Origin of the sequence: Streptomyces sp. NBC_01216, from assembly GCF_035994945.1 — a bacterium.
Taxonomy (GTDB): Bacteria; Actinomycetota; Actinomycetes; order Streptomycetales; family Streptomycetaceae; genus Streptomyces.
This window is the reverse complement of the sequence record NZ_CP108677.1, coordinates 1,349,715-1,369,095: the sequence shown is the minus strand read 5'-3', so window position 1 is coordinate 1,369,095 and position 19,381 is coordinate 1,349,715. Positions and strand designations below refer to the sequence as shown.

At 73.2% G+C, this 19,381-nt stretch carries 14 protein-coding genes and 1 pseudogene; 9 read left to right on the top strand and 6 right to left on the bottom strand.

The genetic code is table 11. The features are described 5' to 3' along the window. Positions 1–67: 67 nt before the first annotated feature. Both fusA and OG393_RS05860 read right to left on the bottom strand, forming a co-directional pair. Positions 68–2,113: an elongation factor G gene (gene fusA, locus OG393_RS05865; RefSeq protein ID WP_327373540.1), complete on the bottom strand. Its 2,046-nt coding sequence runs from the start codon at positions 2,111–2,113 to the stop codon at positions 68–70. 345 nt (positions 2,114–2,458) lie between these two features. After that, positions 2,459–2,596 (bottom strand): annotated as a pseudogene (locus OG393_RS05860) (VOC family protein); the annotation flags it as partial. Positions 2,597–2,661: 65 nt separating this feature from the next. On the opposite strand from OG393_RS05860, the gene OG393_RS05855 reads away from it, so the two are divergent. Beyond that, positions 2,662–3,618, top strand: coding sequence for a hypothetical protein (locus OG393_RS05855; protein WP_327373539.1), 957 nt, complete (start codon positions 2,662–2,664; stop codon positions 3,616–3,618). A 211-nt stretch (positions 3,619–3,829) separates the two neighbouring features. Here OG393_RS05855 and treZ read toward each other — a convergent pair whose 3' ends face one another. Further along, positions 3,830–5,581, bottom strand: coding sequence for a malto-oligosyltrehalose trehalohydrolase (gene treZ / locus OG393_RS05850; RefSeq protein WP_327373538.1), 1,752 nt, complete (start codon positions 5,579–5,581; stop codon positions 3,830–3,832). A gap of 403 nt (positions 5,582–5,984) precedes the next feature. Here treZ and OG393_RS05845 point away from each other — a divergent pair, with 403 nt between their 5' ends. Together OG393_RS05845 and OG393_RS05840 are read left to right on the top strand one after the other, a co-directional pair. Then, entirely contained in the window at positions 5,985–6,545 is a 561-nt protein-coding gene (locus OG393_RS05845; protein ID WP_327373537.1) for a DUF1707 and FHA domain-containing protein, read from the top strand. A 262-nt stretch (positions 6,546–6,807) separates the two neighbouring features. Then, a complete protein-coding gene (locus OG393_RS05840) occupies positions 6,808–7,812 on the top strand; it encodes a cytochrome P450 (RefSeq protein ID WP_327373536.1) in 1,005 nt (334 codons plus the stop codon). Here OG393_RS05840 and treY read toward each other — a convergent pair. Both treY and glgX read right to left on the bottom strand, forming a co-directional pair. Beyond that, complete coding sequence (treY, locus tag OG393_RS05835; protein ID WP_327373535.1) at positions 7,769–10,129, bottom strand: malto-oligosyltrehalose synthase; 2,361 nt, start codon at positions 10,127–10,129, stop codon at positions 7,769–7,771. The two genes, OG393_RS05840 and treY, sit on opposite strands and share 44 nt — an antisense overlap. 354 nt (positions 10,130–10,483) lie before the next feature. After that, complete coding sequence (gene glgX / locus OG393_RS05830) at positions 10,484–12,604, bottom strand: glycogen debranching protein GlgX (RefSeq protein WP_327373534.1); 2,121 nt, start codon at positions 12,602–12,604, stop codon at positions 10,484–10,486. A gap of 619 nt (positions 12,605–13,223) precedes the next feature. On the opposite strand from glgX, the gene OG393_RS05825 reads away from it, so the two are divergent. After that, positions 13,224–14,474 (top strand): SAV2148 family HEPN domain-containing protein, encoded by a 1,251-nt coding sequence (locus tag OG393_RS05825; RefSeq protein ID WP_327373533.1) that lies wholly within the window; start codon positions 13,224–13,226, stop codon positions 14,472–14,474. A 269-nt stretch (positions 14,475–14,743) separates the two neighbouring features. Further along, positions 14,744–15,457: a 3'-5' exonuclease gene (locus OG393_RS05820; RefSeq protein ID WP_327373532.1), complete on the top strand. Its 714-nt coding sequence runs from the start codon at positions 14,744–14,746 to the stop codon at positions 15,455–15,457. 229 nt (positions 15,458–15,686) lie between these two features. Here the strand turns inward: OG393_RS05820 and OG393_RS05815 are convergent, their stop codons facing one another. Continuing rightward, the gene (locus tag OG393_RS05815; protein ID WP_327373531.1) at positions 15,687–16,550 is read right to left on the bottom strand and encodes a phosphotransferase enzyme family protein; all 864 of its coding nucleotides are present in this window, start codon (positions 16,548–16,550) and stop codon (positions 15,687–15,689) included. 471 nt (positions 16,551–17,021) lie between these two features. On the opposite strand from OG393_RS05815, the gene OG393_RS05810 reads away from it, so the two are divergent. The 4 genes from OG393_RS05810 (at position 17,022) to OG393_RS05795 (ending at position 19,320) form a co-directional block, all read left to right on the top strand. Further along, positions 17,022–17,573 (top strand): DUF1697 domain-containing protein, encoded by a 552-nt coding sequence (locus tag OG393_RS05810; protein ID WP_327373530.1) that lies wholly within the window; start codon positions 17,022–17,024, stop codon positions 17,571–17,573. Beyond that, positions 17,566–17,943, top strand: a complete 378-nt coding sequence (locus OG393_RS05805; RefSeq protein ID WP_327373529.1) for a nuclear transport factor 2 family protein — start codon at positions 17,566–17,568, stop codon at positions 17,941–17,943. Before OG393_RS05810 ends, OG393_RS05805 begins: the two co-directional genes overlap by 8 nt. 109 nt (positions 17,944–18,052) lie before the next feature. Beyond that, positions 18,053–18,676, top strand: coding sequence for a mycothiol-dependent nitroreductase Rv2466c family protein (locus tag OG393_RS05800; RefSeq protein ID WP_327373528.1), 624 nt, complete (start codon positions 18,053–18,055; stop codon positions 18,674–18,676). 71 nt (positions 18,677–18,747) lie between these two features. After that, a complete protein-coding gene (locus tag OG393_RS05795; RefSeq protein WP_327373526.1) occupies positions 18,748–19,320 on the top strand; it encodes a TIGR03086 family metal-binding protein in 573 nt (190 codons plus the stop codon). Positions 19,321–19,381 lie beyond the last annotated feature (61 nt).

Below are 19,381 nucleotides of genomic sequence, written 5' to 3'. Positions count from 1 at the left end.
CGGGAAGACCATCCGGGCCGAGCTCGACCTCCGAGAGCCCGCCGGGTGGCCTTCGACCGACGGGCTCTCAGCCGGCCGACGCCGCCGGGGCGTAGCCGGTCGGGCGGCTGGTGAAGGTGCCCCGGCCCTGGGTGCGCGAGCGTAGTCGGGACGCGTAGCCGAAGAGTTCGGCCAGCGGCACGGTCGCCGTCACGACCGCCGCGCCGGAGCGGGCCGTCGAGTCGGTGACCCGGCCGCGCCGCGCCGCCAGGTCGCCGAGCACCGCGCCGACCGCCTCCTCCGGCACGGTGACCGTGACCTCGGCCACCGGCTCCAGCAGCGTCATGACGCTCGCCCGCAGGGCCTCCCGCAGCGCGAAGCGTCCCGCCGCGCGGAATGCCATCTCCGAGGAGTCCTTCGCGTGCGTCGCGCCGTCCGTGAGCACGACCCGTACACCGGTCACCGGATGCCCGCCGAGCGGGCCCTCCGCCAGGGCGTCCCGGCAGCCGGCCTCGACCGCGCGGACGTACTCCTGTGGCACCCGGCCGCCCGTGACCGCCGACGCGAAGACGAAGTCACCGTCCACGGTCCCTTCCTCCAGAGGTGCGACGTCCATGACGACGTGGGCGAACTGGCCGGCGCCGCCGTCTTGTTTGACGTGCCGGTACAGCAGGCCGGACACGCCGCGGGCGACCGTCTCCCGGTACGCCACCCGCGGCCTGCCGACGGTGACGTCCAGCCCGTGGGCGCGCCGGACCTTCTCGACCGCCACCTCCAGGTGCAGTTCACCCATCCCCGACAGCACGGTCTGGCCGGTCTCCGGGTCGGTCCGCACCACCAGGGAGGGGTCCTCCTCGGTGAGCCGGGCCAGCGCCGTCGCCAGCCGGTCCGTGTCGAGACTCCTGCGGGCCTCGACGGCGACGGAGACGACCGGGTCGGCCGTCGACGGCGGTTCGAGGACCAGCGGTGCGCCCGGAGCGCACAGCGTGGAGCCGGCGCGGGCGGTCTTCGGCCCGACGACGGCGACGATGTCGCCCGCGGCGGCCTCGTCCACCTCGGTGTTCCGGTCGGCCTGGACGCGCAGGATCCGGCCGACACGCTCGGTGCGCCGCGTGGTGGCGTCGAGCACGGTGTCCCCCTTCCTGAGGGTGCCCGCGTAGACGCGGAGACAGGTCAGACGACCGGTGGCCGTCGACTGCACCTTGAAGACGAGCGCGGTGAAGGTTTCGTCCGGGTCGGCCGCCCGCTCCTGCGGGGCGCCGTCCAGCGTCCCGCGGACCGGCGGTACGTCCGGGGGCGCGGGCAGGTAGGCCACCACGGCGTCGAGCAGCGGTTCGATACCGCGGTTGCGATAGGCCGAGCCGCACAGGACGACCACGCCCCCACCGTCGAGGGTGAGGTCGCGCAACGCGGCGACCAGCGTCCCCTCGCTCAGCGCGGACCGCGCGCAGAACTCCTCCAGGGCCGCCGGATGGAGCTCCGCCACCGTCTCCTCCAGCCGTCGTCGCCGCAGCCGGGCCTCGGCGAGCAGGCCGTCGGGGAGCGGCCCCTCGGTGTACGGGCCGCCGTCGCCGTCCCACACCAGGGCGCGCAGGCGCACCAGGTCGACGACGCCGGTGAAGCCGTCCTCCCGGCCGATCGGCAGCTGGACGACGAGCGGCACCGTGTGCAGCCGGGTCCGGATCGACTCGACCGCCGTGTCGAGGTCGGCGCCCGCGCGGTCCAGTTTGTTGACGAACGCGATCCGGGGGACACCGTGCCGGTCCGCCTGGCGCCACACCGCCTCGCTCTGCGGTTCGACGCCCGCGACGGCGTCGAAGACCGCGACGGCGCCGTCGAGCACCCGCAGGGCCCGCTCGACCTCGTCGGAGAAGTCGACGTGGCCCGGTGTGTCGATGAGGTTGACACGGTGTCCGGCCCAGTCACAACTGACGGCCGCGGCGAAGATGGTGATGCCGCGGTCGCGTTCCTGCGGGTCGAAGTCGGTGACGGTGGTGCCGTCGTGGACCTCGCCCCGCTTGTGGATGGCGCCGGTGAGGTAGAGGAACCGTTCGGTGACGGTGGTCTTGCCCGCGTCGACGTGGGCGAGGATGCCCAGATTGCGGACGAGGGACGGGAGAGTACGGGTACGCACGGCGTGACGCCTTTCGCTTGCGCCTGTGAAGGGGGCAGCGCGATTCCCGGACGGAAGGAGGCTCGGACCCGGGGGTCCCGGCCCGCGAAGGGGCCGGAGAACGAGGTCAGAGGGTCGTCGCGGGCCTGCGACGACGGCCGCGCAGCCGCCGTCGGGCGCGCGGAGAGGCGAGGATCACGTCATAACGGGAACGGGGAGCGACGGCGGCGGCGCGGCAACGCACGGTCGGCTCCCCTCGGACGGCTGGTCACGGTGCGCACCCGGACGGTGCGTGCGGTGAGTCTAGGGAAGCCGGCCCTGCGGACGACACCGGATTTTCGGGAGGCCCCGGGGGAAGGGCCGGGTCTACGGGGCGGCGGGCTGCAGCAGGTCCCAGCGATTGCCGTAGAGGTCCTCGAAGACCGCGACCGAGCCGTACGCCTCGTGCCGGGGCTCCTCCAGGAGACGCACCCCGGCCGCCGTCATCCGGGCGTGGTCGCCCGCGCCGGGGATCGCGGGACAGCCCTTAGGCTGGACGGTGACGCGGAGGCGACGGAAGGCGGGCACAGGTGGGCTTGTTCCGGCGAGGACCCCGACGGGACGGCGATGACGCCCCCCGCGACCCCGAGTTCGGATTCCTCTCCACCCGCGAGGCCGCGCTCTTCCGCGGCCGGGTCCGGGAGTCCTTCGCGGAGCTGGGCTTCGAAGTCACCGTCTACGCCGACGTGGTGGCCGACGACGGCGGACGCAGGTTCGGACTCGCCGACCTCGCGGCCGTGTGTCACGGCGACCACCGCGGAACGCGCGTGTGGCCCGGACTGATCCGCCGTCACGTCCGCCTGCTGGTACGGACCGTGACGGAGCCGTCGGCGCTGGACGCGCTGCCGCCCGAGCAGATCCGGTCCCAGCTCTATCCGCGCGTGGTCAGTGGCGACGGCATCGATCGGGCGGCCTTCGGATACGCCCGTGCCGTCGCCCCCGGGCTGTACGAGATCCTCGCCCTGGACCTGCCGGACAGCGTGCTGATGCTCACCGACGAGGCGTTGGAGCCGCTCGGTGACCTCCGGCGGCTGCGCGAGCGTGCCCTGGGCAACCTGCGTGGCCTGCCCATCGAGGGACACGAGACCGTCCGGGACGCCGACGGCATGTGCTTCGAGGTGATCGCCGGGGACTCCTTCTACACCGCGAGCCGGGTCCTCGACCTGGACGGGGTCGCGCACCGGGTCACCGGGCAGTCGCTGGGCGAGCACGGCGCGCTGGTGGCTCTGCCGTGCCGGCACCAACTGGCCTTCCATCCGATCCGGGACACCACGATCGTCCCCGCGCTGGGCGCGATGGCCTCGTTCGCCGCCTCCGGCTACGAGGACACGCCGGGCGCCGTCAGCCCGTGCGTCTTCTGGTGGCGGGACGGCCGGCTCACCCGGCTCACCGAGCACGCCGAGGAGGGCGAGCCGCGGATCGTCGCCGGCGAGGACTTCCAGCGTCTGCTCGCCCGCCTCATCACCCAGGACCCCGAGCAGCGCTGACCAGTCGCGGCGGGGGGACGCCGTACGTCGCGAAGGAGACAGCCGACGCCGAGCACGTCCGCCCCCGCGCCGTTCAGCGGCGACGACGACCGGGCCCGGATGACGCGACAGGCCGTGCCCCGGCACCCGTGACGCCGCTCGCACGCACGCCCCCCGGCGGGCGGGACCGCGGCGGCGGGGTGCCTCGCCCGTCCTCCGGCCGGCCCCCGGGTCAGCCGTCCGTCAGGATGACCGCGCACTCCGCCGGCAGCCTCAGCATTCCGTCCGTGCCCGGCGCCCCGACCGGTTCCCAGGACGCCAGGACGCGATCCCGGCCGTTCGACCCCAGCGGGATCTCGACCGCTTCACCGCCCAGGTTGACCGCCACCCGCAGCACCCCGCGGCGGAACGCCAGCCAGCGCCCCTCCTCGTCGAAGGCCGCGCGCACCGCCGCCAGATCCGGGTCCGTGAGATCCGGAAGGGTGCGGCGCAGCGCGATCAGCTCTCGATGCCAGGCCAGCAGCCTGTTGTGCGGGGCCCGTTCGCGTTCGGAGCGGTCCAGCACCGAACGGTCACGGGTGGTCGGGTCCTGCGGGTCCGGGATCTCCTCCTCCGACCAGCCGTGCGCCGCGAACTCCCGCCGCCGGCCGCGCCGTACGGCCTCCGCTAGTTCCGGATCGGTGTGGTCGGTGAAGTACAGCCACGGCGTCCCGGCCCCCCACTCCTCGCCCATGAACAGCATCGGCACCGACGGCGCGGTCAGGACCAGGGCCGCCGCGCAGGCCAGCAGCCCGGGGGAGAGGGACGCCGAGAGCCGGTCTCCCAACGCCCGGTTGCCGATCTGGTCGTGGGTCTGCGCGTACCCCAGGAAGCGGTGGGCGGGCGTGCGGACCCGGTCCACGGGGCGGCCGTGGTGACGGCCCCGGAAGGTCGAGTACGTGCCGTCGTGGAAGAAGACCTGCCGGAGCGTCTTGGCGAGCGCGGCCAGCGGAGCCCGCGCGAAGTCGGCGTAGTAGCCCTGGGACTCCCCGGTCAGAGCCGCGTGCAAGGCGTGGTGGAAGTCGTCGTTCCACTGGGCGTGGAGTCCGAGGCCACCGGCCACCCGCGGGGTCGTGGTCCGGGGATCGGCCAGGTCGGACTCGGCGATCAGGAAGTGCTGACGGCCCTGCTCCCGGGCCAGTTCGTCGACGGCCTCCGACAGCTCCTCCAGGAATGTCAGCGCCCGGGTGTCCGCGAGGGCGTGCACCGCGTCCAGCCGCAGTCCGTCGATCCGGTAGTCCCGCAGCCAGCCGAGCGCGCTGCCCAGCAGGTACGCCCGCACCTCGTCCGAACCCGGCGCGTCCAGGTTCACGGCGGCGCCCCACGGCGTGTGGTGGCTCTCGGTGAAGTACGGTCCGAAGGAGGGCAGGTGATTCCCGGACGGGCCGAGATGGTTGTGCACCACGTCCAGGACCACGCCCATGCCGAGCCCGTGCGCGGTGTCGACGAACCGCTTGAGCGCCATCGGCCCGCCGTACGGCTCGTGTACCGCCCAGGGTGCCACGCCGTCGTACCCCCAGCCCCACCGGCCGGGGAAGGGGCAGAGCGGCATCAGCTCCACATGGGTGACGCCGAGCCCGGCGAGCTCTCCCAGCCGGTCGCGGGCCGCGTCCAGGGTGCCGTCCGGGGTGAACGTTCCCACGTGCAGCTCGTACAGCACCGAAGACCGGAGCCGCAGCCGGGGCGCCTCGTCGAACCAGACGTACGCGTCGTGGTCGACGACGGCGCTCAGCCCGTCGGGGCCGTTCGGCTGACGGCGTGAGCGCGGGTCCGGCAGGACCGGCCCGTCGTCCAGGGCGAAGCCGTACCGGTCCCCGTCCTCCGCCGCCGCCACACAGGTCCACCAGCCGTCCCGCTCCGCGTCCCGCTCCATCGGGTGCCCCGCACCGTTCAGCTCCAGCGTCACCCGGTCACGGGCCGCGGGAGCCCACACCTCGAACAGCACTGGCCGATCCCCTCGTCGATGGACCAACGGCTAAGGCGTTCATCCTGTCAGAGCTTGTCGGGTGGCCTTGGACCGACAGGCGGACGCGGTCTGGTGCGCGCGATTCCAAGGCGCCGGGATGCCGCTGTGACGGAGCTACCGGCATGTCGGCAACGCCGGCAGCGGGCGTGCCAGGGCGTGACCACCCGGCCGGAGGTCACCCGGCAGGCTCTCAACCGGAGGCCACCAGGCCCGGTGCGTCGCGGCGGTGGCCGAGCGCGCGCCGGGACCGGCGACCGGCCCTGGGAGGCGGCGTGACCCACCCGTCGAAGACCGTTGCGGTGATGCCGGAACGAACGCTTCGGAGAGAACCGGCACGGAGTCTTCTGGACACTGTGTGCCGGTCGGACCGACAATCCTGGGTGTGAGCACCCCGTTCGAGTTCCCCACGCACTCCGGCGCCGTCCCGGTCCGGGTCTCCGACGCCGAGCGGGACCGTGCGCTGGTACTGCTCCGGGAGGGCGCCGCGCAGGGCCGCCTCTCGCACGACACCTTCCTGTACCGCATGGAGCGGGTACTCGTGGCCCGCCGCCCCGACGAACTCGCCCTCCTGACGGCCGACCTGGAGACCGAGGGCACCTGGACCCGGCGCGTGGTGGGCGCGGTCGAGCGGATGTCGGCGTTCACGGCCAAGGTCGGCCGTGCCTGGCGGTCCGAGCGGCTGCCGAAACTGATGCTGCCCGCACCGGGCGTCCAGCCGCTGCGCATAGGACGTGACCCGGTGAACGGGCTGCGCCTCAGCCACGAGACCGTCTCGCGCCTGCACGCCGAGCTCTCCCTCCGGAACGGCATGTGGGTGCTGCGTGACCTCGGCTCGACCAACGGCACCACCGTCAACGGTCGCCGGGTCACGGGGGCGGTGGCGGTCCGGGCGGGTGATTCGGTCAGCTTCGGACAGATGAGTTTCCGGCTCTCCCCGCACTGACCCGGTCCACCGCCGGTCTCGCGCTCCGCCGGTCTCGTCTCCGCCGGTCCGGTGCACGGCCGGCGCGCCGCTCGGCCCACTCCACACCCCGGATCACTTTCGGTTTTCTTTCCCAGCCCTTTTCACCCGGTTGGCGGTGTGGGAGCTGCGGGAGGGTCAGCCTGGTGGTGGTGTGAGGAGACCCACCGGACCGACAGGGGGCACGATGCGCGAGGAACCGAAGCCCGGCATACGGCAGCACACCCGGACACAGCTCCCGCCCATGACCAGAGCTCCCGGCCTTCGCACGGTGACACCGGGCGGACGGGCGGAGACCCCGGCACCGGGCGCCGCACCCCTCCGGAGCCGGACCGTCGCGCCCAGCCTCCTCGACCCCGGCGCGTCCCGCGACCCGCACCCCGTCCACCGCGCCCTGCGGGAGCGGTTCCCGCTCACCTACGACCCCCTGCTGCGGGCCTGGGTGCTCAGCCGGTACGCCGACGTCGCCACGGCCCTCACCGACACCCGCTTCACCCACGGCCACCGCCCCGGCGACCCGCCCTGCGCCGACAGCCACGTGGCGGTCGACGTCGACGAACTGCGGGCCGTCGCCGCCCGTACCGCCTACGTCCTCGCCCGCCGGATCGCCACCCGCCCGCAGGTCGACCTGGTCACCGACTTCTGTCACTGGCTGCCCGCCGGCACGGTCGCCGCAGCCGTCGGCGTGCCCTACCGCGACATGATGCGGCTGGTACGCGGCCGGGCCGTCTCGGCGCTCGCCGGCCAGTGCTCCTCCCAGATCGCGGTACGGGAGAAGGCCCTGGCCTCCTTCCTCGCCAACGTGCTCGCCGACCCGGGCCTGCCGGCGACGCTCCGGGACGCGGCCCCGGGGCCGACCGGACCGATCGCCCGCGCCTGGGCCGAATCCCTGCGCCGTGACCCGCCCGTGCAGATCGCCGTCCGCCGCACCGGCGCCGAGGTGCGGGTCTCCGGCGGCACCATCCCCGCCGGGGAACCGGTCGCCCTGCTCATCGGCGCCGCGGGCCGCGACCCCGAACGCTTCCGGGAACCCGACCGTTTCGATCCCGGACGCGACGACCCCGGCCAGCTCACCTACGGCAGCGGATTCTGTCCGGCCGTCGAACTGGCCGCTCTGGAGGCCGAGTACGCCCTGCGCGCCCTGCTCGACACCATGCCCCGGCTGCGGCTCGTCGACGGCTTCCGGCCCGAGCGGACGGGACTGATCACCCGAGCCCCGCGGAGCCTTCCCGTACGGCCCGGCGGCTGAGCAGTGCCACCGGCCGTTCCTCCAGCAACTCCGCCACCTTCACCGCGCCACCGGAGAACTCCCGCACACCGTGCAGGAGATCGAACCAGCGGCCCTCCGGCAGCGGCACCTCCGTGTCCTGCCATCCACCGGCCTCCGCCAGGCGCAGCGGCAGCCGGGTGACCACCGTGACCACCTCGCCCGAGCGTGCGAACGCCAGGCAGTGCCGTGCCGCCGGACCCGTCGCGGTCAGCGGCGCGTACGAGCCCGGCTCCCCGAACAGGTCCGGGTGCCGACGGCGCAGCCCCAGCGCAGCCCGGACCAGCTCGGTCTTGCCGTCGTCGGGCCCGACCGCGAACGGCTCCCGGTTGTCCGGGTCCACCAGCGCCCGGTACTCCCGCTCCGTGCCCTGGTACAACTCCGGCACCCCCGGCATCGTCAGCTGGACCAGCGTCGCACCGAGCAGGTGCGCCCGGATGTGTGGTTCGAGCGCGAAGGCCGCCTCCGAGGCGGCGCGCAGGGGGATACGGCCCGGACCCGCCGCCACGAACTCGTCCACCGCGCGCTCGTATACCGGATCAGGTTCGGTCCAGCTGGTGTGGAGGCCCGCCTCACGGACGGATTTCAGCACGGCGGGCCCCAGCCGGGCCGCGTCCGCCGCTCCGAAGCCGAACGCCGTCTGCCACGCCGTCCACGCCAGATGCGGATCGGGGGCCGGTACCCCCGCCACCTCCTCCAGCAGCTCCGACCACACGGCGGGGCACTGCGCCAGGACCGCGATCCCCGCCCGGACGTCCGCGCTCCGTTTGGTGTCATGGGTGGACAGCACCGTTCCGGTGGCCGGCCAGTCCCGGGCCAGCCGCAGGCAGTAGGCGTGGAACTCCTCCGGGGAGACGGCCGGACGGCCCGGATCGCCGCCCACCTCGTTCGCCGACAGGAGCGGGGTGAAGCGGTAGAACGCGGTGTCCTCGACGGACTTGGCCCGCAGCGCGGACGAGGTCTGCTCGAACCGCGCCCGGAACGCCCGCTGTTCGGGCCCGATCCCGCGCCGTCCGAGCGCCAGGTCGCACACGGTGTCGACCGCTGACGCCTCCTCGGCGACCGCGAACGCGGCCTTCGCACCGCGTGCCGCGTCCGGTGTCAGTACCGTCTCACCGCCCGATCCGTAGGTGCGGTAGACCGGGACCCGGACCAGGAGTTCGCTGATCGCGGTCCGCAGCGCCCAGGGCGCGTGGTCGCGCAGCTCGGGATCAGCGGCGCAGATCCGCTCGGCCATCCGTGTCAGGGCGGCGGTCTCGGCGGCCAGTTCGTGGGTCACGACCTTGTACGCGGCCCGGCGCGCGGTCGGCTCCCAGTATCCGCCGCGGTCCCCGGCCCTTCCGGCGAACTGCCGGTACACGTCGAGCAGTTCGTCGGCCCCCACCGGGTCCACGAAGAGCCCGTCCACATGGCGCAGGGCGTCGTATCCGGTGGTGCCCGCGACGGGCCAGTCGGCGGGGAGCGGTTCGGTGCCCGTGAGGATCTTCTCGACCACCGTCCAGCACCCGCCGCCGGTCGACTCCCGCAGCCGTGCCAGATAGCCCGCGGGGTCGGCGAGCCCGTCCGGATGGTCGATCCGCAGGCCCTCGATCACGCCGTCCCGCACCAGCTCCAGGATCTTCCCGTGGGTGGCGTCGAAGACCCCGGGGTCCTCGACCCGCACTCCGATCAGGTCCGAGATCGTGAAGAAGCGCCGGTAGTTCAGCTCGGTCCGGGCCAGCCGCCACCAGCACAGCCGGTACCACTGGGCGTCGAGCAGTTCGTCGAGCGGCAGCTCCTCCGTGCCGTCCCGCAGCGGGAACTCCTGCCCGTCGAGGTGCAGGGCCCCGTCGGCCACCCGCATCCGCTCCCGCGCCTCCGAGAGCCGTCCGGGCAGCACGGGGAGCAGGAGCCTCCCGTCCGCCGCCGCCCAGTCCACGTCGAACCAGCGCGCGTAGGGGGAGTCCGGCCCCTCGCGGAGCACCTCGCGCAGTGCGTGGTTGTGCCGGGGTGAGGCGGCCATGTGATTGGGCACCAGATCCACGACCAGACCCATCCCGTGGTCCCGGGCGGTCGCGGCGAGCGCCCGCAGACCCGCCTCACCGCCGAGTTCCGCCCGGATCACCCGGTGATCGGTGACGTCGTAGCCGTGTGAGGACCCCGGCACGGCCTCCAGGACCGGCGACAGATGGAGGTGCGAGACCCCGAGACCGGCGAGGTAGGGGACGGCCCGCTCCGCGGCCGGAAACGGGAACTCGGGCTGGAGCTGGAGCCGGTAGGTGGCGGTGGGGACCGTCGGAGCGGAGAACGAGGGCGTCATGCGAACGTACGTACCCCGCTGGGCGGCTTCCGTGTCATCGCATCGCCCGGTGCGTCCGTTCGTGTGCATCGCGACGGGCGGGCGGCGTGGAGACGTGCCCGTCTCCCGGCGGCGGGCCGGAGACGGACCGCCGGGCGCCGGGTGTGCCGGACGGCGACGACCGGTCGCGCTCCGCCCCGGCCCGGCGGGCATCCGGGGGGCGTCCCGCGCGTCGTCGGCGGGGACGGACCCACACCCGTACGGCCGCCGCCGAACGAGGACCGGCCGGCGCCCCCGTGGCGGTCCGTGGAGTGCCGCCGGGGCCCGGCGCCCGGCCCCGGGCCGACAAGGGACGGTCAGGGGCCGCGCCGTCGACTACGCGGGCCGCTGCAGCACCGTCAGGCTGAGCGGTGCCAGCGTCACCCGCTCGCCCGCGGCCACCTTCGGGCCCTCCAGCGGGGGGATGCCCTCCGGATGGGAGGTGTCGACCACCACCCTCCAGGTCTGGCCGTGGTTGACCGGCACCTCGAACTCCAGCTCCTGCGCGGAGGCGTTGAACATCAGCAGGAAGGAGTCGTCGGCGATCCGTTCGCCCTGCGGACCCGGCTCCGAGATCGCGTTGCCGTTGAGGAACACCGACAGCGCCCGCGCGTGGGCCGCCTGCCAGTCCCGCGCCGTCATCTCCTCGCCCTCGGGGGTGAACCAGGCGATGTCCGTGAGCTCGTCGTGGGTGCCCTGCACCGGCCTGCCGTGGAAGAAGCGGCGGCGCCGCAGCACCGGATGGTCACGGCGCAGCCGCACCATCGCCCGGGTGAAGGCGAGCAGCGTGCCGTCCTCCTCGCCGCCCGGCTCCGGCCAGCGCACCCAGGAGACCTCGTTGTCCTGACAGTAGGCGTTGTTGTTGCCGCCTTGCGTCCGGCCGAACTCGTCGCCGTGACTGAGCATGGGCACACCCTGCGAGAGCATCAGGGTGGCGAGGAAGTTGCGTGACTGGCGGGCCCGCAGCTCCCGGATGCCGATGTCCTCGGTGTCGCCCTCCTCGCCGCAGTTCCAGGAGCGGTTGTGGCTCTCGCCGTCACGGTTGCCCTCGCCGTTGGCCTCGTTGTGCTTTCCGTTGTACGAGACGAGGTCCCGCAGGGTGAATCCGTCGTGGCAGGTCACGAAGTTCACCGAGGCGAGCGGGCGGCGGCCGTCGTCCTGGTAGAGGTCGGACGAGCCGGTCAGCCGGGACGCGAACTCGGCCAGCGTGCGGGGTTCGCCGCGCCACAGGTCCCGCACGCAGTCGCGGTACTTTCCGTTCCACTCGGTCCACAGCGGCGGGAAGTTCCCCACCTGGTAGCCACCCTCGCCGACATCCCAGGGCTCCGCGATCAGCTTGACCTGGCTGACCACCGGGTCCTGCTGGACCAGGTCGAAGAACGACGACAGCCGGTCCACCTCGTGGAACTGCCGGGCGAGGGTGGCCGCCAGGTCGAAGCGGAAGCCGTCGACGTGCATCTCCGTCACCCAGTACCGCAGACTGTCCATGATCAGCTGCAGCACGTGGGGGGACCGCATCAGCAGGGAGTTCCCGGTGCCGGTGGTGTCCATGTAGTAGCGGGGATCGTTGGCCAGACGGTAGTACGACGGGTTGTCCAGGCCGCGGAAGGAGAGCGTCGGGCCGAGGTGGTTGCCCTCCGCGGTGTGGTTGTAGACCACGTCGAGGATGACCTCGATTCCGGCCTGGTGCAGGGCCCGCACCGCCGACTTGAACTCCAGGACCTGCTGGCCCCGGTCGCCCCAGGAGGCGTAGGCGTTGTGCGGGGCGAAGAAGCCGATGGTGTTGTAGCCCCAGTAGTTCGACAGACCCGCGTCCACCAGCCGGTGGTCGTTGACGAACTGGTGGACCGGCATCAACTCCAGTGCCGTGACACCCAGTTCCTTGAGATGTCCGATGACGGAGGGGTGGGCGAGCCCGGCGTACGTGCCGCGCAGTTCCTCCGGAAGCTCCGGGTGGAGCATCGTCAGGCCCTTCACATGGGCCTCGTAGATCACTGTCCGGTGGTAGTCGGTCCGTGGGCGGCGGTCGTCGCCCCAGTCGAAGTACGGATTGACCACGACCGAGGTCATCGTGTGCGGAGCCGAGTCGAGGTCGTTGCGCGAGTCGGGCCTGCCGAAGTGATAGCCGTACACGGCCTCACCCCAGTCGATCCGGCCCGAGACCGCGCGGGCGTAGGGATCCAGGAGCAGCTTCGCCGCGTTGCAGCGCTGCCCCTGTTCCGGGGCGTGGGGTCCGTGGACCCGGAACCCGTAGCGCTGGCCGGGCATCACGCCCGGCAGATAGGCGTGGCGGACGAAGGCGTCCGTCTCGCGCAGTTCCACCGCCGTCTCCGAGCCGTCGTCGTGCAGCAGACACAGCTCGATGCGGTGTGCGGCCTCCGAGAAGACCGCGAAGTTCGTTCCGGCGCCGTCGTAGGTGGCGCCCAGGGGATACGCCTGTCCCGGCCAGACCTGCATAGATACGACTCTTCCATTCTGATCCGGGTGTTGGGGTGCACTCCGGCCAGATCCTGCCCGAAAGTGGGACCGCGTCCTAGGACTTCGGCCGGTCCTACCGGGTGACCGTGCGGAAATCAGCGAGAATCGGGGAAGAACGGTTCGTATGCGTATGCGTATGCGTGCGCGTCGGCGCGTCGTCGCGTCGTCGCCCGGGGGAGCGCCGGCGCGCGCCATGCTGCCCGGGGCTCGGACGGCGGCCCCCGCGGTTCCTCGTGCGGGGCCGGGCCGGGGGTGCCCCGCGCTCCGAGGTTCCTCGTCAGCGGCGGGCGCGCCGGGGGCCGGTCCCGGGGTGCGGCCGTCCCGCCGCGGGCCGGGTCGGGCCGGCGCGGGGTTCCGCCGCGTCGCCGTGACGAGGCACCGTGTCGGGTACGCCCACCCGCGGGGTTCCGGCCGCCCCCCGGAGGGGGCAATCGCTATGAAACCGCTCACTCCGTCCGATCTCGCCGACCGGAACGGCGCTTCGGATCAGGGGAGTTGAGCAGGAGCCTGCCGATCCTGCTGCACCGCCTTCCGTTCCCGGAGTACCCTTCGTTGATCTTTGTCCGACGGGCGTCCAGGAGCAGAAGGCGGTGCGTGGGTGAGCTCGGGAGGTCTGGAGCTGCCCCCAGGTGACGCGGGTCACGAGGGGAGTTCCCCCGACCCCGGGGACGTGCCGCCAGGGGCGGTGTCCGTCGCCAGGCCGATGGAGATCGGAGCGGAACTCTCCTGGGGCGCCGAAGCCTGGAGCGAGGTGCGCACCCGCGCCCAGCGGGCCGGCCGCGCCTACGTCTGGCTGAATCTCGTCGAGCAACGGCTGCGCGCCGTGGTCGCCGCGGTGCTGCGGCCGGTCTACGAGCCGGTGCACGGTGACGACTGGGTGGTGGCCGCGGCGGGTCCGGCCGGCCAGGAGTGGGTGCAGCGGGCCGTGGCCGTGCGCGAGGTGTCGCGGCGCAAGGGCTACCTCCTCGACCCGGCCGACGACAACGTCCTCAGCTTCCTCACGCTCCCGCAGCTGCGGGAGCTGATGGTGCAGCACTGGCCCTGCTTCGAGCCGTACTTCGACGACCGGCGCGAGGTGGAGCTGGCCCTGGACGAGCTGGAGGTGACCCGCAACGTCGTCTCCCGCAACCGCGCGCTGTCGCTGACGGTGCTCGCCCAGTCCGAGCGCGCCTCCGCGCGGCTCCTGGAGATCCTCGGGAGCGGAGCGGGGGTCCCCTCCGCCGACCGCCTTCCGGTCGACGCCGTCGAGGACCTGGTCGGCGACCGGTACGCGGACGTGGTCTCCGTCCACCCGGACCGGGTCCGCCTCCAGCGGCAGCTGCCCGCCGAGGACCTCTTCGGAGGGGCCCGGCGCCTCGACGCCACCGGCATAGGACTGAACCTGCTGGTGCAGAACTTCTCCGGCCGCCGGCTCGTGCGGCTGGCCGAGTCAGGCTGCCGGATCAGGCTGCTCTTCCTGAACCCGGCCAGCAGCGCCGTCAAACGGCGAGAGCGGGAACTCGGTCTGAAGAAGGGTGAGCTGAGCCGGTCCGTGGAGATGAACATCCTCCACATGCGCCGGGTCCGATCCCGGCTGCGGGACCCCGGCGCCTTCCAGATCCACGTCTTCGACGAGACCCCGCGTTTCACCGCCTACCTCGTCGACGGGGACGGCCCGGACGGCGTCGCCGTCGTCCAGTCCTATCTGCGGCGGGCCCGCGGCATGGAGGCGCCGGTGCTGGTACTGAGGGGCGGCGGACGCGACCTGGTCCGCTCCGGCCGGCAGGCGGGCGACAGTGAGAACGGACTCTTCGCGACATACCGGGAGGAGTTCGAGTCGGTATGGCTCGACTCACGTCCCGTCTCCTGAGGCCCGTGCCCCGGCCGTTGTCAGTGACGCGTGGCAGGGTGAACAGCACCACGGGGGAGATCACCACGGGGGAGATCACGCAAGGAGGAACCGATGGTTTGGCATGGGGAAGAGCTGGTCGGCTTCGGCCTGGTGACCACCGGTACCGGACCGCCGGAGGCACGGCTCGGGACGGCGCCGGTCGCCGGGGCCCGCGGCGGACGGGCGGTGCGCCTCACGGGCCCGGACGCCCGTCTTCCGGCAGGGGCGACACGAGCGGGGGCCACGCGATGAGCTGGACCACGGGCCCCTTGGCGGCCTTCGACCTGGAGACCACGGGGACGGACGTCGAGACCGACCGCGTCGTCACCGCGGCGGTCGTGCGGCTGGAGCCGGACGGCACCGTGTCGGCGGAGCGGAACTGGCTGCTCGATCCAGGAGTGGTGATACCCGAGCAGGCTTCGGCGATCCACGGCATCTCGACGGACCACGCCCGGGAGCGCGGGGTGCCGGCTTCGTCCGCGATCGAGGAGATCACCCGGACCGTCGCCGAGGTGCTGCGCTCCGGGACACCGCTGGTCGTGATGAACGCGCGCTACGACCTGTCCTTGCTGGACCGCGAGTGCCGGCGGTACGGCAGGGCGTCGATCAGCGAGCGACTGGGCGGCATTCCCTCGCCCGTCATCGACCCCCTCGTGATCGACAAGCACGTCGACAAGTACCGGAAGGGCAGACGCGCCCTGCACGCGCTGTGCGCACACTACGGCGTCCCGCTCGACGACGCGCACGACGCGCGGGCGGACGCCGTGGCGGCCGCCCGTGTGGTGCGACGCATGGGCGAGAAGCACCAGCCCGTCGGAGTGATGTCCCCGACCGACCTGCACGACCTCCAGGTGCGCGCCGCGGCCGTGCAGTCGGCCTCCCTGCAGGCGTACCTGCGACGGACCACGGACCCGACGGCGGTCGTCGAGTCGGCCTGGCCGGTCATCCCGCGGAGCCGGTAGCCCGGAGCCGCCGGCCCGGAGCCGCGCCCCGGCGGCCGGGGGCGGCACCGGCCGTACCTGGCGATCACGGCACGGCCGCACCCGGCCGAGCCCTTCTCGCATGTCCCGGCGCCGTACCACGATCACGGCGACGGCGACGAGTGCCCAGGCCGCGAGGGCCGTCCCGGCGCCCGTGACCGTGGCCGGCCTCGCCTCTACCGCCGGGTGACGACCGGTCCCCGACTCCGCGTCAGAACGGGTACCAGCGCACGCTCGGGTCGCCGTCCCGGAGGGAGGCCACCCGCCGCCCGAACTCGGCCAGCGCGGCCGGGTTGCCCGGCGCGTGCTGGGCCACCCAGGCGCAGCTCGCCGTCTCCCGGGCACCGCGCAGGACGGCGCAGCCCTCCCAGCCGCGCACGTCCCAGCCGTAGGCGTCGGTGAAGGCGTCGTAGGCGGCCGGATCGAGCCCGTACCGGTCACGGGAAAGGGCGAGGACCACCAGGTCGTGCTCCCGCAGATCCGAGGAAAAGGTCTCCAGATCGACGAGGACCGGTCCGTCCGGGCCGACGTGGACGTTGCGCGGCAGGGCGTCCCCGTGGATCGGCCCGGGTGGCAGGTGCGGCGTGAGCGTGGCTGCGGCCGATGCGAAGGCGTCCCGCCGCTCCCGCAGGTAGGCGGCGTCGGCAGGGTCGATGGCTGCTCCTGCCAGCCGCAGCCACCGCTCGACGCCGCCGAGCAGCTCACGACGCGGAAGGGCGAACGAGTCCGGCTCCGGCAGGGCGTGGATCCGCCGCAGCAGCGGCGCCAGGTCGCGGGGCTCGGCCGGCCGCACGGCGGGGGGCAGGCGATGCCAGAAGGTGACCGGGTGCCCTTCCAGCAGGCGCGGTTTCGGCTCCGCCGCGCGTACCGCGGGAATCCCCGTCTGCGCCAGCCAGGACGCGAGCGCCAGTTCCCGCTCGGCGCGGGCCGGCAGTTCCGCGTCCCGGCCGACCTTCACCACCAGCTCGCCGACGGCGAAGACCGCGTTCTCCCCCAGGGAGAGCAGAGGGGAGTCCTGTTCCCGGGCAGGCAGCCCCGTCGCGGCCAGGATCATTCGTGCCCGCACCTCGTCCATCCCGTTTCTCCCGCTCTCCCGTGCCCTGTGCGTACCCGTCGTAGTCTGGCATCCGCGTCTGCGCCGACCGGGAGAGCCCGCCGGGCGGCTGATCCATCCAGGCGCGGCCGGACCCCTGGGTACGCGGTCGTGGTTCCCGGAAGCCCGACCGCGTCGCTGCGGCGCGCCCGCCACCCCCCGGTCTCCGCGCGGCCCTCGCCGGACCGGGCGAGATCCCGAAGTGCCGGGCCGCGCAAGGGAGATCCGGACAGGACGGCGGCCGGAGGACACGGCGGGCGGCCGATTCCGGCGGGTCCGCAGGGCCCGACCGGGCACCGGCCGTCGGCGCCGCCGCGCCGGGCCGGGCGTGACGGGCGGGGCACCCGGCGGTCCGCGCGTGCCCGGCGGATACGCCGCGGGGCGGCCGTACGGCCACGGCGCGGCAGCCGTGCCCTCCCCCCAGGGCCCCGGCGACCGCCCTATCGTGTGACCATGACGACGACCTATGCCGCGCTCCTGCGCGGGATCAACGTGAGCGGGCACCGCAAGGTGCCCATGGCGGAGCTCCGTTCACTCCTCGAAGAGCTGGGTCACCGAAACGTCCGGACGTATCTCCAGAGCGGCAACGCCGTCTTCACGACCGACGACGACTCCGGTGACGACGTCCTCGCCGCCGCGATCGAGGCGGCGATCGGGAAGCGCCTCGGCTTCCGGGTCGACACCCTCGTGCGCGGTGCCGCCTACCTCGCGGCCGTGGCCGACGCCTGCCCGTTCCCCGCCGGGGAACTGGAAGGCCGGCAACTGCACGTCACGTACTACTCGGAGCCCGTCGGTCCCGAGCGGTTCGCCGCGATCGACGAGGCGGCCTTCCGGCCCGAGGAGTTCCGGCTCGGCGACCGGGCGCTCTACCTCTACGCCCCCGACGGTCTCGGCCGCTCCAAGCTCGCGGAGGCGGTCTCCCGTCCCTCTCTGCTCAAGGGGGTCGTCGCCACCTCCCGCAACTGGAACACCGTCCTCAAACTCGTGGAGATGACCCATGACTGAGCACACCCCCGCCGTGGCGGCTGCTGTCGAGGGCGAACTGCGCCTCCTGGACCCGACGGTCCGTGCCTCCGCCGAACTGTTCGGCGCGCTTCTGCACCCGGAGTTCGAGGAGTTCGGCAGCTCCGGACGCCGCTGGGACCGGGCGTCGATCATCGCCGCGATGACCGAGGGGGCCACGCCCCGGCCGATCACCGCCAGCCGGATGCGTGGCGTGCAGCTCGCCCCCGATGTCGTGCACCTGACCTTCGTCACCGACTCCCACGGCGTGTGTGCCCACCGCAGTTCCATCTGGCGTCTGACCGAGGGGCGTTGGCTCCTCTACTTCCACCAGGGCACGCCCTTCGGTCCGGCCGAGTGCGCGACGGACTGACCCCGGCCGCGTCGAGCGGAGCGCGTACGTCGGCGACGCGAGGTGGCCCAGTCGATCCGGCGCCGAATGGCCCGCTTCCACGGGCCATCGGCTGGCTAGGCTCCGCTCCATGACCACACCCGCCCAGCACCCGCCCGTCGTCGACCTCTACTTCGACCCCGTCTGCCCGTTCGCCTGGATCACCTCCCGCTGGCTGCTCGAGGTCGAACAGCAGCGCGACATCGACCTGCGTTTCCGGCTGATGAGCCTGTACCTCCACAATGTCGGGAACGAACTTCCCGACTGGTACCGGGATCTCGTCGACCGGTCCCTCGGTCCGGTCCGGGTCGCCGCCGCGGCGGCCGGGCGACACGGCGAGGAGATCCTCCGCCCTCTCTACACCGCGTACGGCACCCGGTTCCACCGGGAAGGGCGGAAGGACTTCGACGGCGTGATCGCCGAGTCCCTCGCGGAACTGGGCCTGCCCGCGGGACTCGCGTCGGCCGCCCATGACACGACGTACGACGAGGCCGTCCGGCGCAGCCACGACGCCGGCAAGGACCCGCGGGCCGACGGGTACGTCGGAACGCCCACCCTCCACGTCGACGGCACGGTCTGGTTCGGCCCGGTCCTGCGCGCCGTCCCGCGCGGCCCGAAGGCGGCGGAACTCTTCGACGGCTTCCGTGTCCTGGCCGCTCACCCCGAGCTCTTCGAGCTCAAGCGGACCCGGACCGGCGGCCTCGACTTCGACTGACCCGGCCCGCCCCGCACCGGCTGTCGCGAAACTTCAAGACCGGGCACGGGACCACTCGTAACGTCGACGGCGTGAACGACATCCACACGCACCTCACCATCTGTGCCGACGAAGCCGCACGTGTCGCCCGCGGCGTCACCCGCGAGCACCTCGCCGGACCCTCCGTCTGCGCCGACTGGACGGTGGGAGAACTCGCCGACCACCTCGTGCTCTACACCTCCCACGGCCTCGAACACCGCGCCCGGCGCGAGCCGCTCCCCGAGACACTGCTGACACGCGCCTTCACGGCGGACGCCGACTGGGCCGAGCGGTACACCGCGCAGCTCGGACGGGCACTGGCCGCCTGGCGGCGCCCCGACGCGTGGGAGGGCCGGATCGACCTCGGCTTCATGACCCTGCCCGCGGCCGTGATGGCCTCGCTGCTGGTCAAGGAACTCGCCGTGCACGGCTGGGACCTGGCCCGCTCCACCGGGCAGGACTTCGCACTGCCCGACGCGACGGCGGAGTTCCTGCTCGGCGTCGTGACGGAGCACGCCGAGGAGTACCGTCGCCACGACGGGTTCGCCGCCCCGGTCGAGGTCGCGGCGGACGCGCCGGCCCTCAGCCGCGCCCTCGCGGCGAGCGGGCGCGACCCGCGCCGGTAGCCTGCCGCCCGGACCATCGGCGCTCCGGACCATCGGCGCTCCGGACCATCGGCGCTCCGGA

Bases quoted from the DNA above. Each gene is read 5' to 3' on its own strand.
- OG393_RS05840 (WP_327373536.1), top strand. From the start codon at position 6,808: ATGACCAGAGCTCCCGGCCTTCGCACGGTGACACCGGGCGGACGGGCG.
- OG393_RS05815 (WP_327373531.1), bottom strand. From the start codon at position 16,550: ATGGACGAGGTGCGGGCACGAATGATCCTGGCCGCGACGGGGCTGCCT.
- treY (WP_327373535.1), bottom strand. From the start codon at position 10,129: ATGACGCCCTCGTTCTCCGCTCCGACGGTCCCCACCGCCACCTACCGG.
- OG393_RS05800 (WP_327373528.1), top strand. From the start codon at position 18,053: ATGACCACACCCGCCCAGCACCCGCCCGTCGTCGACCTCTACTTCGAC.
- OG393_RS05820 (WP_327373532.1), top strand. From the start codon at position 14,744: ATGAGCTGGACCACGGGCCCCTTGGCGGCCTTCGACCTGGAGACCACG.
- OG393_RS05805 (WP_327373529.1), top strand. From the start codon at position 17,566: ATGACTGAGCACACCCCCGCCGTGGCGGCTGCTGTCGAGGGCGAACTG.
- glgX (WP_327373534.1), bottom strand. From the start codon at position 12,604: ATGCAGGTCTGGCCGGGACAGGCGTATCCCCTGGGCGCCACCTACGAC.
- OG393_RS05810 (WP_327373530.1), top strand. From the start codon at position 17,022: ATGACGACGACCTATGCCGCGCTCCTGCGCGGGATCAACGTGAGCGGG.